The 13,037-nt window shown below is 66.8% G+C and carries 10 protein-coding genes, 1 tRNA gene and 1 pseudogene; 6 read left to right on the top strand and 6 right to left on the bottom strand.

The window, feature by feature from the left end; all coding sequences use genetic code 11:
- Window positions 1–140: 140 nt before the first annotated feature.
- The 4 genes from B8W69_RS24425 to B8W69_RS24410 form a co-directional block, all read right to left on the bottom strand.
- Window positions 141–572 (bottom strand): nitroreductase family deazaflavin-dependent oxidoreductase, encoded by a 432-nt coding sequence (locus B8W69_RS24425; protein WP_085292299.1) that lies wholly within the window; start codon window positions 570–572, stop codon window positions 141–143.
- A gap of 80 nt (window positions 573–652) precedes the next feature.
- A complete protein-coding gene (locus B8W69_RS24420) occupies window positions 653–1,120 on the bottom strand; it encodes a DUF3060 domain-containing protein (RefSeq protein WP_165762683.1) in 468 nt (155 codons plus the stop codon).
- A 205-nt stretch (window positions 1,121–1,325) separates the two neighbouring features.
- Window positions 1,326–1,652 carry an STAS domain-containing protein gene (locus B8W69_RS24415; RefSeq protein ID WP_085292297.1) on the bottom strand — a complete coding sequence of 109 codons (327 nt, stop codon included), beginning with the start codon at window positions 1,650–1,652 and terminating at the stop codon, window positions 1,326–1,328.
- Window positions 1,652–4,225 (bottom strand): SpoIIE family protein phosphatase, encoded by a 2,574-nt coding sequence (locus B8W69_RS24410; protein WP_085292296.1) that lies wholly within the window; start codon window positions 4,223–4,225, stop codon window positions 1,652–1,654. Before B8W69_RS24410 ends, B8W69_RS24415 begins: the two co-directional genes overlap by 1 nt.
- 241 nt (window positions 4,226–4,466) lie before the next feature.
- On the opposite strand from B8W69_RS24410, the pseudogene B8W69_RS32330 reads away from it, so the two are divergent.
- The 3 genes and pseudogenes from B8W69_RS32330 to B8W69_RS24395 form a co-directional block, all read left to right on the top strand.
- Window positions 4,467–5,006, top strand: a pseudogene (locus B8W69_RS32330) (AfsR/SARP family transcriptional regulator); the annotation flags it as partial.
- 734 nt (window positions 5,007–5,740) lie between these two features.
- Window positions 5,741–6,463: a Type 1 glutamine amidotransferase-like domain-containing protein gene (locus B8W69_RS24400; protein ID WP_085292295.1), complete on the top strand. Its 723-nt coding sequence runs from the start codon at window positions 5,741–5,743 to the stop codon at window positions 6,461–6,463.
- A gap of 30 nt (window positions 6,464–6,493) precedes the next feature.
- The gene (locus B8W69_RS24395; RefSeq protein WP_085292294.1) at window positions 6,494–8,095 is read left to right on the top strand and encodes a bifunctional aminoglycoside phosphotransferase/ATP-binding protein; all 1,602 of its coding nucleotides are present in this window, start codon (window positions 6,494–6,496) and stop codon (window positions 8,093–8,095) included.
- A gap of 58 nt (window positions 8,096–8,153) precedes the next feature.
- Here B8W69_RS24395 and B8W69_RS24390 read toward each other — a convergent pair whose 3' ends face one another.
- Complete coding sequence (locus B8W69_RS24390; protein WP_085292293.1) at window positions 8,154–9,086, bottom strand: TPM domain-containing protein; 933 nt, start codon at window positions 9,084–9,086, stop codon at window positions 8,154–8,156.
- Window positions 9,087–9,300: 214 nt separating this feature from the next.
- Here B8W69_RS24390 and B8W69_RS24385 point away from each other — a divergent pair, with 214 nt between their 5' ends.
- From B8W69_RS24385 to B8W69_RS24375, 3 genes are all read left to right on the top strand, one after another.
- The gene (locus B8W69_RS24385; RefSeq protein WP_065031121.1) at window positions 9,301–10,707 is read left to right on the top strand and encodes an aldehyde dehydrogenase family protein; all 1,407 of its coding nucleotides are present in this window, start codon (window positions 9,301–9,303) and stop codon (window positions 10,705–10,707) included.
- 218 nt (window positions 10,708–10,925) lie between these two features.
- Window positions 10,926–12,293, top strand: a complete 1,368-nt coding sequence (locus B8W69_RS24380) for a DUF7159 family protein (RefSeq protein ID WP_439330640.1) — start codon at window positions 10,926–10,928, stop codon at window positions 12,291–12,293.
- Between the two features lie 92 nt (window positions 12,294–12,385).
- A tRNA-Cys gene (locus tag B8W69_RS24375) sits at window positions 12,386–12,459 on the top strand.
- 23 nt (window positions 12,460–12,482) lie between these two features.
- On the opposite strand, the gene B8W69_RS24370 is transcribed toward B8W69_RS24375, so the two are convergent.
- Window positions 12,483–12,866 carry a YchJ family protein gene (locus B8W69_RS24370; protein ID WP_085292291.1) on the bottom strand — a complete coding sequence of 128 codons (384 nt, stop codon included), beginning with the start codon at window positions 12,864–12,866 and terminating at the stop codon, window positions 12,483–12,485.
- Window positions 12,867–13,037 lie beyond the last annotated feature (171 nt).

Below are 13,037 nucleotides of genomic sequence, written 5' to 3'. Positions count from 1 at the left end.
CGACCTCACTTTGTCGTTCGGGCAAGGCGGGTGATAATGACCGGTCGCGTCCAACCAGACCCGCGCCCATCATTGTGCGGCAATCGACCCGCTAACGCGCTGAAATTCGCGAGCTTGAATGACGTTGGCAGGCCGTGTCTTCAGTCGGTCACCAATTCGAAGACCGGGATGAGCCGATCGGTGCGCTGCTGGTATTCGCCGAACCCGGGGGCACGCTCGACCACCACCGGATAGATCAAATCCCTTTCATCGCGCGGTAATTCGCGCGCGGTCGCGGGCTTGGCAGGCTCCGAGCCGATCTCGATCGACACGCGGGGGTTGGCGCGAATGTTGTGCACCCATGCGGGATTGTTCTCCCGGCCCGCCGCGGAGCCGACGACATAAAGTTTGTCGTCGATGTCGAAGTACGCGACCGGGTTGACCCGCTGGGCGCCGCTTCGCGCACCGGTCGACGTCAAAAGCAGCAGTGGGAAACCCTCGAATTGCCCGCCCACCTTGCCGCCATTGCTGCGAAACTCTTCGATGTTCTGCTCGTTGAATTCCCGCTCCGAGCTCAGCGCGTCGTCAGCCATAACGCCATCGTGGCATGCGGCGCGGACCCCGGCCAAGGCCCGCCGAAATTATGCTGTGCCGCAGAAGCATTCGTTCATTGTCAACTTCTAGCGGACGGCGCCTGTATGCCGGCGGGCCCGACGATGCTGTTGCTGCCACCCGGGTTACTGATTTGAGGCCGGCCGCCGTCCGGCCCCTGCTGCCAGGTGATGTGGTTGCCTGAGCCGGTGGCCTTGATGATCGCGACCGTCTGCAGGTTCACCGTATTGGCCGAACCGCTGACGTCGACCTCACCACACGAGCCGTTCAACGTGACGATGGAGTCGATGCTCACGACATTGATGGGAGATTGATTTCCGCAGTCATAGGTGACCGTCGAGACGCTCTTGTCGATTTTTGCAGGCGCGATGTCGAGGGGCACGGGCCAACGTCCCGTCGGCGAGCCGGCCGCTCCCGGCGGCGAGGTCGCGGCACCACCCATCAGCACGATGGCCGTTGCACTCGCCCCTGTGGTCGGATGGTCGCCTAGCGCCGCGCCGGACGCCACGACGAGGATCGCGGTCGTCATGGTAGCGAGGACCCGGAAGACGATCCCGGACATACAAATTCAGCCCTTCGACGCGACACATTCAGGGCCTTCACGCTAACCCGCCCGCGCCGATCCGACGGCAGACCGCAACGGCCCCAGCGCGGGCCTTAAGCGCGGCATCCTGACAAGACGGTCAACGGGCGAGCAAGAATCACTTCGATGCGAACTTGACGTTTGTGGTGGGTCACTGCCCCGCCGTCGGCGGTGCCGCTTCGACGGTGGTCAGTTCGGTGAGGCCGCTGACCCTGAGGACGGGCATCAAGATCGGGTGCGCGACGAGCTCGATCCGATCGGCGTGGGCGGCCAGGGAGTTGATGGCGGCGCTGTCCAGGTACTCCACCGCGCTGAGGTCGACGAGCAACGCCCCGTCGCCGCCGCTGGCCTCGGTCGCGGCGCTGGCCAACGCCAGATTGAACGCATCGATATTGCTCAGGTCGATTTCCCCCTCTGCGACCAACACGAACTTCCCGTCGCTGCCGCGCGCGGTGTCGAGCGTGAGCGGGGTGGTCATCAGGTGATCCTCGTGGATAGGTAAACGGTCGTCCCGTTGGTGTCGGGCCGGATGTCGACATCCTGCATCAGGCTCCGCATGAGCGGAATACCGCGGCCCCGATGCGGGCGGGAAGCCGGTTGCGGGGCCTTCCACGAGCCCGTGTCGGTGATGGTCAACTGGACCTCGTCGCCGACCGCGACCGCTCCCAGGCGAATCGTGCCCTCCGGTCTCTGACGGTGACCGTGCTCGATGGCGTTGGAGACGGCTTCCCCGGCAGCAACGAGGACGTTCAGGGTTTGGTCGGGGTCCAACCGGGCCCGGGTCAGCCAGTTACGCAGCGCAGTACGGGTGGGCGCGAGTTGGCTGACTTCGGCGGGAAAATTCAGCTCCAACGGGGCGGGGTGGCGGTAGAGCAACAGCACGACGTCGTCTTGGTACCCGCCGTCCGGCGCGACGCGGGACATGACCTGGTTCGCCAGATCCTCCAACTTCAACGCGCGCGAATCCTGGGCGACACCGGCGACGCGGGAAATGCCGTGGTCCAGCGGAACCCGGCGGCGTTCGACCAGACCGTCGGTGTAAAGCAGCAGCGTCGAACGCGCCGGGATGGTCACGCGGGCCTCCGGTCGAATCCAGTTGCCCCGTATCCCCAACGCGATGGTGTGACCGTCGTCGAGTATCTGGGTGCTGCCGTCACCGTGCACCAGGATGGGCGGCGGATGACCGGCGCTGGAGTAAACCAGTTCACCGGTCTCCGGGGTGAGCACCGCGCAGACCGCGGTGGTGCACTGCGCACCGGGCAGCCGCGCGGCGAAGCGGTCCATCCCGGCGAGAGCCGCACCAGGGCTTGGGTTTTCGAACAGGAGCGCGCGACAGGCGCTGCGCACCTGGCCCATCACGGTGGCGGCGGCGAGGCCATGGCCGACGCAGTCGCCGACGATCAACGCGATGCGCCCGTCGTCGAGGTCGACGATGTCGTACCAGTCACCGCCGACCTGGAGGGGCCGTGTCGCAGCCTGATAGCGCACCGCGAACCCGCTGGGCAGATCCGCGGGCCCCAAGATCGCGTGCTGTAGGGCCAGCGCGGTCTCGCGCTGTTGATCGACCTGGTGCACCCGCTGCAAACCCTGGCCGAGGCGGCCGGCCAGCACGGTGAGCAAGGTCTGATCCTCGAGGGTGAACGGGCGCTGCGCGGTCAGGTCCATCCAGACCACGAGCACGCCATCGGGGTGCTGCAGCGCAATGCCCGCGGTCCCGGGTTGCGTCCCATTGGGGGCCAGCAGGTCGCCGTCGCGCAATGAGCGGAGCGCCTGCTGGGTGGCCGACGGCAGGTCGGCCCACTGCGCGGGTTCGCCGACGGACACCACCCGTGGTGCACCGAAGGTGGTTTCCAGGGTGGACGACGTCTGTGTCGGGAAGGTGACGGCCAGGACGCGGCGCGCTCGCCAGAGCCGGCGCAATTCCTCCGCGGCGGCATTCACCGCCTCATCGACGGTGTCGGCTTGGGCGAGTTCCTGGTTGAGCGCGTGTTCGCGGCCGGCCGCCAATGCCAGGGCGATCGCCGCGTGCCGGGCGAAGTCGCTGACCAGGTCGAGGTAGTCGTTGCCGAACGCGGGCTGGTGCGGGTCGCGCGCGACGGCGATGACCCCGAGCACCGCGTCGTCCGCGATCAGCGGCATGACGATCGCCGACCGTTCACCGACATCGGTGAAGCCCTCAATCGGATATTGGAAGGAATCGGTGATCAGCGGCAGGCCGCGACGGGCTACGCCGCCGGTGGTCGAGCCGTCCATCGGGACCTGTCGGCCGATCACCTCCGAGGCGTACCGGCCCGCGGTCGCGGCCACGACCAGGGTGTCAACCTGGTCGACCGGCAGTTCGGCCTCCTTGGGAACCAGCAGGATGGCCTGCTCGGCGCCTGCCAGCTCCAGCGCCCGGTTCACGATCAGCTGCAACGGCCCCGTCTGCGGGTCACCGGAGAGCAGCGCGGTGGTGATCTCGCGGCTGGCCTTGGTCCATTTCGCCGATTCACGCTCGCGCTCGAAGAGTCGTGCGTTGTCGATGGCGGCGGCCGCGGCCGTGGCCATGGCGCGCACGGCGCCTTCCTGCGTGTCGGAGAAGGCCCTGCCGGGCCGGTCGTCGGCCAGGTACAGGCTGCCGAAGTTGGCCGCCCGCACGGTGATCGGGATGCCGAGGAGCGCATGCATGGGCGGCTCTTGTCCGCTCAGCCCGCGGGTTGCGGGATGGGAATTCAGATCGTCGACACGCAGGCCGTCGCCGACCGGAAGGTCGCCGAGCCGCCGCGCGATGTCGGCGTCGATCCCGGCGTACACGAAAGAAACGAGGGTGCCGTCGGCCGCGCGGATGCCGAGGGCGGCGTAGCGGGCGCCGGTCAGCTCCATCGCGGCTTTAAGGACGCGATGCAGCGTGACGTCCAGATCCAGATCGGAGCCGATCTCGACGATGACCCGCACCAGTTGTTCCATCTGGTCGCGCGCCGCGACCAGCTCGTCGAGCTGGTCATGCATCCGGCTCACCAAGTCGCGCCGGCCCTGCCAGGTGAAGGCGGAGTCACTCCGGTCGCTGTCCATAGGTACCTACGGTAAACGGTCGGGTGAACACCGATGTTCGGCATCTGGATGAGCACAGCACGACCCCGGCCCTTTCAGCGCACCGATCGGTGAGGGGCCGCGGAGTAGCTGGTAGGCATCCATCGAGGTCACGCATCGTTGCTGGCGGTCAACGAACTGCAGGCAGCGCGGGCTTTACTCGATCTTGACCGAGTATTGAATTGTCCCGCCCAAGATTGCTGACATGGGTACGCTTTCATCGGTGGAACTGGGGGTTTTGGGTCCTCTCCAGGTCCGGCGAGGCGGAGCGTCCGTCGTCATACCGGGCGCGAAACCGCGCGCCATCCTCACGATGCTCGGGCTGCACTGCGGGTCCGTCGTGCCGGCCGACGCCCTCGTCGAGCTGCTCTGGGGCCTGAACCCGCCGCGCACCGCCGCTAAAGCCCTGCAGACCCACATCTCTTCGCTGCGTCGCTCCGTCGGCGACGGCTTTGTCTTGACCCAGGGGGCGGGTTGGGTCCTCGCCGAGAGCGAGGTTGACGCGTCGCGCTACAAGGCGGCGGCTCGACTCGGACGCGATGCCGCCGCCGCGGGCGACACCAGCCAAGCGCTGGCCCGCTTCGAGGAGGCCCTTGCCCTGTGGCGCGGGATCCCCGAACTGCCCGATGGCCGGCGCGGAACGTCCGAGAAGACGCGCTGGATCGAGGGCCACGCCGCCCTCATCGAGGACCGGGCGGATGCCCTGCTGGCTACGGGTCGCGCCGCGGAGGTCATCGGTGACCTCGAAGCGGCGGTGGCCGAGATTCTGGCCGATGGCAGTTTTGTCGACGACCGCCGTCGCGTGGTGAATATCGGAGTGTGGCACGGCCGCGATGTCGTGATCTCAAACATACGAGCTCTCGCGGAAGTGGCGCCGACCATAACGTCCGCCGTCTTGGCGACCCGCGGGGATCGCCTTGCCCTGCTTCATATCTGCGCCCCAAACCGTGCCCTGCGACATGGAGAGTTCGGCGTCGAGATGCTCGGCGTCGCCGAGATCGACACCGACGGCCGGATGACGGCTCATGTCCTTTTCGACCCCGATGACGTGGCCGCCGCCATCGAGGAACTCGACGCGCGCTACCTCGCCGGCGAGGCGGCCGCCCACGCAGACGCGTGGTCGGTGGTTTCAGATGTGGCCGCCCGATTCAATCGTCACAAACTTCCCGCGACGACGCCGGACCCGGTTTACATCGATCGTCGGCCGCTGGTATCGATCGAGGGTGCTGATCTGGCCGCATCTATTCGTGCCGTTTGGGACATCACTTCGGATTCCAGCGTCTACATCGAGGCCGTGCATCAACTGAGCGAACGCGGAGCCGTCTTCACCGAGGTGCTGAAAATGACCTCGCAAGAAGGCTTCGACGCGGAAGTGCGGATGATCATGCTGTTCGCCGTCGAAGGCGACCTAATCAACCGCGTCGAAATCTTCGACGAGGCGGACCTCGACCTCGCCCTGGCCCGGTTCGACAATCTCACCGGCAAGGATCAGCCAAAGTGACCGCGCCACAACCGAAACCGCTCTATCTGCTGGCGGACAGCCAGCTGCTGTTCTGGAAACGCGACGGCACATTGCTTCTCGAAACAGCCTTCGATAAATCGCCTCGGTACGCATCAATGAGCGCGGCGTACGTCGGGGCCTCCAACGGCGATCGTCCGGAGTTCTACGAAATCTTCGAAGCGGCAATGGATGCTGTGGGAATCACCGATCGCCGGATGATCGGTTCGTCGTTCGGACCGGACGACCGCGCATTCCTGGAGCGTGCTGGGTTGATCCTCCTCGCGGGCGGCGATGTGCGCCTCGGCTGGAACACGTTCGAGAAAACCGGCATGAAGGACCTGATCCTGGACCGATACGCTAAAGGGGCTGTTCTCGTGGGCATTTCGGCCGGTGCGGTCCAGCTCGGACGCTATGGCATCGTCGAGACATCGGATACCGAGGCGACGGAAATACTCGGCATGTTCGATCTGATCCCCCTGGTTATCGACGCGCACGATGAGCGAGCCGAATGGGCCCGGCTGTCGCGGACAATTCAGACGCTCAAGGGAACGACCACCGGGTTAGGCATTCCGTCTGGCGGAGGCGTCATCGCCCACCCGGACGGCACCGTTGAGCCCCTGCGTTATCCCGCGCATGCGCTCACCTTCGAGGGCACCGGCGTCACGCGCACAATGTTGCCCGCCGACGTTCGGCCGGGATACGAAAGCCTTGACGGCTAGCCGAACCGCCTGCAATCGTTCGGCGAGACCATGACGCATGCCTTCGACCCAGCCGGACCCGACGGCCACCCGCGGATCGTCGCCGATTTGCTGCGATCCGATGCCTACGACCCGCCGGCCGACGACGTATGTCTCCACGAGACGCACAGCTCGTGGGTCTTTCTCGCCGGCGCCTATGCCTACAAGCTCAAGAAGCCGGTAAACCTGGGTTTCCTCGACTTCACCAGCATCGAGCGGCGTCGCGCCGACTGCGAAGAGGAGCTGCGACTCAATCGGCGGTTCAGTCCACATATGTATTTGGGAATCGTCGAAGTCACCGAGCGGGATGGCCGTTACCGGATAGGCGGCGAACCCGGGTCGGGAGAGCCGGCTGTGTGGATGCGGCGTCTGCCTGAAGAGGGCATGCTGCCGGCCAAGCTCGCGCGCGGCGACGTCGACATGCATCTCGCGCGACGAATCGGCCGCACGCTGGCCAAGCTGCACAGCCGGGCCCAAACCGGTCCCGACATCGATGCGTACGGGCGACCTTCCAGTGTGATCGCGAACTGGCGGGAGAACTTCGACCAGATACGCCCTTTCGTCGGTCGAACCATTTCGAGCGACGTCAACGAGGACATCCGAACCTACGTCGACCAGTTCGTGCAGCAACAAGCGTCGTTGCTCGAGCGGCGCGTGGCCGACGGGCACGTGCGGGACGGCCACGGCGACCTGCACGCCGCCAGCATCTGCATCGACGACGGCCAGATCCTGCTGTTCGACAGCTTGCAGTTCGCCCCGCGCTATCGGTGCGCCGACCTGGCCTCGGAAGTGGCTTTTCTGGCAATGGATTTCGAGTACCACGGCCGGGCGGACCTGGCATGGGGGTTCGTCGATTCCTACGTGCGCGCCAGCGGCGACGACGGACTGGTCAGCCTGCTCGACTTCTATACCTGCTACCGGGCCTACGTGCGCGGCAAGGTCCGCAGCCTGCGTCTAGCACAGACCGAACGGGCATCCGGTGGCGACGCGCGTCAGCTCATCGACGAATCCCGGGCGTATTTCGATTTGGCGTGGGCGCACGCGGGTGGCCTACCCCACCGACCGGTGGTGGTCACCATGGGTCTGCCGGCAAGCGGCAAGACCACCCTCGCGCGCGCGCTTGCCGGCCGATTGGGGCTGGTGCACCTCTCGTCAGACGTGGCGCGCAAGAGAATGGCGGGCATTGAGCCCACTCGGCGCGGTAACGATGAATTTGGCTCGGGGCTCTACGATCCCGCCATGACGCGGAGCACGTATGCCGCGCTGCGTCGCGACGCGGCGCGCTGGTTACGCCGCGGCCGCGGCGTGGTCGTCGATGCGACATTCGGCAATCCGCGCGAGCGGTCCCAGATGCAGCAACTGGCGCACCGGCTCGGGGCCGACCTGCGCGTCGTGCTGTGCGAGGCGGACGACGCCACCCTGATCGCACGACTTGAGCGGCGTGCCACCGAGCAAGGTGTTGTCTCGGATGCGCGGATCGAGCTGTGGCCCGAGCTGCGGGCCGCGTTCACGCCTCCCGATGAGCAGCCGTCCCCGCTGCGGGTCGACGCGACGCGGGATAGGGAGGAGACCGTCGAGCAGACGCTGATGCTGCTGCGTGCCGTCTACCGCTGACGCTGGTGATCCGCCACCAAATGACCTGCGCGGCTTTTGGTTTGGTCGATTTGGCCGATCACCGGGTAGACGTGCTGCCTCGTCGCCGCGGTGTGCGGTGGGCTTCCAGAACGTCGCCGTTGGCCAGGCTTTGCGCCTGAGCGGCCAGCGTCGATGCTCTGTTGGCGTAGGCAATGGTGTCGCTGTCGTTGCTCGTTTCCACGCCGTGCGCGGCTGCCAAGTGCCGTTTCGCCTCGTCGAGCCGCGCTTGGGCCTCGGAGCCGATGTTGGACCGATACCGGGCGACATAGTCGGAGATTTGACGCACTCTGGCATCCGCGACGGACAACGCCTGCTGCACCGCATGATCGCCCCCGCCGATGTCCAGCTGTCCACCGCTGCGGACGGCGCGCCGGCGCCGGCGCGCACGCAACAGCACCAGCACCAGAAGCAGAAGCAATGCGATCAAAAGCACGACCACAACGACGGCGGTAGCGATCAACGGCCAGATCGGCTTCGACGAGCTCGCCGGCTTTGCCGAGCTTGTCGATTTGTCCAACCCGTCGGCCGCGGCGACCGCGGCACCGCCCCAATTCCTCGCGCCCAGTACCGGTTCAATTTGGTTGGTTTGCAAGCTGTTCAGCTCGGCCGGCGTCAGGCCCTGCACCTGTGGCGGCACGCTGAACGCGTACAGCTTGGTGTTCGTGGCCACGGCCAGCAGCGCGTCGTGGTCGCCCAACCCGCTGGCACTGCGGGTTCGCTCGGCCCAGTTGTCGGGTTTGAACCTGTTGAAGTTGTCGACGTAGACCACCCACAGTTGGATGTGGCGATCGCGGTTGAGCCGGTCGATGGCAGCGCTGACCGCTGCGCGGTCGGAAGCACTCAACACCCCGGTGCTGTCCGTGATGTGATCGGTGAGCTTGGGCGGCGGCTGCGCCCCGGCGGGAGATGCCCACAGCAGACCCGCCGTGAGCATTGCCAGGACTACGCCAAACAGGCGACAAACCCGCATATGGGTAATCTAGCCGCCAATTCATGCGCGGGCCGGCTTCAAACCCGCAGCCAACGAATCGTCGGTCCGGTGTCGGCAGCCCGGTGACCAGCGCAATCCGCCCGTGTCTGACGTCCCGCGTGACGCCGGGGCGTGCTGGACACCCTGTGGTTAAGCGCGTAACCTCTGTCGCGCGACGACAGCATTTACCGCAAGTGAAGGGCCATGAGGAACATTGAGTAACACCATTGCGGTCTTCAACCCGTCCAACGAGGAGCAGATCGCGGAGGTCCCCGATTCGGACCAGGCGGCCGTCGACGCGGCGGTGGCCCGGGCGCGCGAGACCTTCGAGTCGGGTGTCTGGCGCAAGGCGCCCGCGTCGCACCGCGCCAACGTTCTCTTCCGCGCCGCGCGCATCATCGAGGAACGCAAAGACGAGTTGGCCGCGCTCGAGGCCCAAGACAACGGCATGAACCTGACGGCCGCCGGCCACATCATCCCGGTATCGGTGGACATGCTGAAGTACTACGCCGGTTGGGTCGGCAAGATCCACGGCGAGTCGGCCAATCTCGTCTCCGACGGTCTGCTCGGCACCTGGGAGACCTACCACACCTTCACCCAGCTCGAGCCGGTCGGCGTCGTCGGGCTCATCATTCCTTGGAACGGGCCGTTTTTCGTCGCGATGCTCAAGGTCGCGCCCGCACTCGCGGCGGGGTGCAGCGCCGTCCTCAAGCCCGCCGAAGAGACGCCGCTCACCGCGCTGAAATTGGAAGAGATCTTCCGCGAGGCGGGTCTGCCCGACGGCGTCCTGAACGTGATCACCGGCTACGGCGAGACGACGGGTGCCGCACTCACTGCGCATCCGGACGTCGACAAGATCTCGTTCACCGGGTCGACGGAGGTCGGGCGGCTGATCGTGAAGGCGGCCGCGGGCAACCTCAAGCGGCTGACGCTCGAGCTCGGCGGTAAGTCGCCGCTGATCATGTTCGACGATGCCAACCTGGACAAGGCCATCATGGGGGCCGGCATGGGCCTGCTCGCCGGCTCGGGGCAGAACTGCTCGTGTACCTCGCGCATGTACGTGCAGCGCGGCATCTACGACCAGGTGGTCGAGGGCCTCGCGGGGTTCGCGCAGATGTTGCCGATGGGCGGCAGCGATGATCCCGATTCGGTGCTGGGGCCGCTGATCAGCGAGAAGCAGCGCACGCGCGTGGAAGGCATCGTGAACGACGGCGTGGCCGGCGGCGCGCAGGTGATCACCGGCGGCAAGCCGATGGACCGCAAGGGCTACTTCTACGAGGCGACGATCGTCACCAACACCACGCCGGACATGCGGCTCATCAAAGAGGAGATCTTCGGCCCGGTCGGCTGTGTGATCCCGTTCGACGACGAGGACGAGGTGATCGCCGCGGCGAACGACACACACTACGGGCTGGCGGGCTCGATTTGGACCGAGAACCTCAGCCGCGCCCATCGCGTGGTGAATGAGCTTCGCGCGGGCCAGATTTGGGTGAACTCCTCGCTCGCGGCCGACCCGTCGATGCCGATCAGCGGCCACAAGCAGTCGGGCTGGGGCGGCGAGCGCGGCCGCAAGGGCATCGAGGCCTACTTCAACACCAAGGCCGTCTACATCGGACTCTGATTCGTTCGCGAGCGGCGGCGGGATCCGCGAGCACCAATTCGCTTGTCTGCCAAGCTGACTCCCCGGTCCCGGACAGCCTTTCCCGACGACGACGGGAGGCGGCATCCGTAGTCACCGCCGACACGCGGCCATCGCCTCGACCGCCGACGACGGCGCCTCGGCTTCGACTGCGTTACAAGGGATAGGCTGGACGTCGGGTTGGGTCCGCATCAAGCCATGTGGGAGGGGCGGTGGAAACCGTACTCGGTGTGTCCATGACACCCACGGCGGTCCATATGGTCGTGGTCGAAGGGGAACACGCCGACGGTGCCACGGTCGACACGGACGAGTTCGAAGTGTCCCCTACTCAAAATCGAGCAGATCAGGCGGCGCCCCATCAGGTTGTCTCGGCAATCCTGGGAACGCGGGAGGCAGCGGCCGAAACCGGTTGCCGGCTGGCTTCGATCGGCGTGACGTGGACCGATGCCACCGAGGCCGCCGCCCTGGAAGAGTTGCTGTCCGGGCAGAGGCTCGAGAAAGTCATGCTGGTCTCGGCATTTCTGGCGGCGGCCGCGTTGACCCAGACGGTGGGCAATACGACCCGGTACGCGCAGACCGCGTTGCTGTTTGTTGAGCCAACCACCGCGACGATGGCCGTGGTGGACACTGCCGACGGTTCGATCGCCGATATGCGCCGCCAGGAACTCCCCGATGACGAATACGAGGCGTTGGCCACGTTGATCGCGATGGCCGCTGATGCCGAGGCGATGGAACACCGGCCAGACGGTTTGTTCGTAGTCGGCAGCGACGGCGTCGACATCGCCGCGATCCGAGAGGAGCTGCAGGCGGCCAGTTCCCTTGTATTGAGCACACCGGAGGAGCCGGAGCTGGCGCTGGCCCGGGGCGCGGCGCTGGCATCGGCACATCCGCCGTTGTTCTCGTCCTCGACCGCAGCGATCGCTTACGCGCAAGATCCTGCGAGCGGTGCGGTGGTTCCCCATGCGTTGGCTGTCGGCGGCGCGGACGGTGCCGCCACCGTGGAACGTGGTGCTGAGGCGTTGGCCTATAGCGCCGACCCCGCAGAGGCCGTCGCGTTCGGCACCGGCGTCTATCCCGCGTTTGTCGACGACTCGCCAGCCGGCCCGTGGACCGGCTCCGGTGCTCCGCCGTTCGAGCAGCGGGCCACTCGGCCGTTCTTGGTGGCGTTGAGCGTACTGGCGTTGTTTGTCGGCGGCGTGCTGGCCCTCGTCATCGCGTTGGCGATCGCGATTCGACCGCATGCCGACACCAGGCCACAAATCGGCGCACGCGTCGTCGCGCCGTCAGCGCCCGCACCTGCCAACGCCCCGACACCGGCCCCGGCACCGGCACGTGTTCCACCGGCGCCCGCGGCGCCGGCGCCCGCGGCACCAGCGCCTGCTGCCCCGCCTGCGCTTCCGGCGCCCCCTCCCGGATTGCCCTTGCCTCCGCCCCGGATTCCGGGGCCGGCCGCACCTCCGCCCGGCGCATCCGCTCCTCCGATCCCCGCCCTGCGTCCCCCAATCCCCGCCGGGCCGCCGGCCCTGCCCATGCCGCACATCCCGGTGCCCGGCCTTCCTCATTTGTAGGACGCCGTCAACGGCCTCACGCCTATCCGAAATGATCGGGCCGAGTAAAAGACTGGGCTATGCCCGCGTTCGCTGGCATGGTTGCGAATTGTGCGGGTGTGGCTGAGTGGTTAGGCAGCGGCCTGCAAAGCCGTACACACGGGTTCAAATCCCGTCACTCGCTCCAAGGCAGATCGACGTGGAGCGCCGCTACGAATCGTCTACGGCGTCGAGGTACAACCATCGGCCGGCGCGGCGTTCGAAGCGGCTGCGCTCATGCAGGCTGCCGGCGCGGCCCGCGGACTCGTAGCGGGCGGTGAATTCCACTTCCCCGGCATCATCGCCCGGCCCCCCCGCCAGGGTGTCGACCACGTGTAAGCCGGTCCAGGTGATGCCCGGGTCGACGGTCACGTCGGCCGGGCGGGTGCGCGGGTGCCACGTGCGGAACAGGTAATCGGCGTCACCGTAGGCGAATGCCGAATACCGAGACCGCATCAATTCCTCGGCCGTCCGGGCTTGCGACCCACCCTCGTGAAGCGGCCCGCAACAGGCGCTATAGCTGTTGTCGCTGCCGCACGGGCACCGTTCGTTCATACCAAGAGCCTGACAGAACGTTACGGGGACGCGGCGTCCTGCAGCACCTGCTGCAACTTGTCGAGCGGATCGCCTCCCGCGGGATCAAGCCGGCGTGGCGGGACCTCCCGGCCGTCGGGCGCGACGGTGGCGACCGGCAGCGGTGGTGGGGGCGCCGCCGGTGGCGGTGGC

Origin of the sequence: Mycolicibacterium vulneris, assembly GCF_002104765.1 — a bacterium.
Taxonomy (GTDB): domain Bacteria; phylum Actinomycetota; class Actinomycetes; order Mycobacteriales; family Mycobacteriaceae; genus Mycobacterium; species Mycobacterium vulneris.
Note: the sequence above shows the minus strand (reverse complement) of the source record. Positions and strands in the feature narration are given on the sequence as shown.

What these genes read in the sequence shown, in the direction of transcription:
- B8W69_RS24410 (WP_085292296.1), bottom strand. Translation starts at nt 4,225, where the DNA reads ATGGACAGCGACCGGAGTGACTCCGCCTTCACCTGGCAGGGCCGGCGC.
- B8W69_RS24415 (WP_085292297.1), bottom strand. Translation starts at nt 1,652, where the DNA reads ATGACCACCCCGCTCACGCTCGACACCGCGCGCGGCAGCGACGGGAAG.
- B8W69_RS24370 (WP_085292291.1), bottom strand. Translation starts at nt 12,866, where the DNA reads ATGAACGAACGGTGCCCGTGCGGCAGCGACAACAGCTATAGCGCCTGT.
- B8W69_RS24390 (WP_085292293.1), bottom strand. Translation starts at nt 9,086, where the DNA reads ATGCGGGTTTGTCGCCTGTTTGGCGTAGTCCTGGCAATGCTCACGGCG.
- B8W69_RS24425 (WP_085292299.1), bottom strand. Translation starts at nt 572, where the DNA reads ATGGCTGACGACGCGCTGAGCTCGGAGCGGGAATTCAACGAGCAGAAC.
- B8W69_RS24420 (WP_165762683.1), bottom strand. Translation starts at nt 1,120, where the DNA reads ATGACGACCGCGATCCTCGTCGTGGCGTCCGGCGCGGCGCTAGGCGAC.
- B8W69_RS24395 (WP_085292294.1), top strand. Translation starts at nt 6,494, where the DNA reads ATGACGCATGCCTTCGACCCAGCCGGACCCGACGGCCACCCGCGGATC.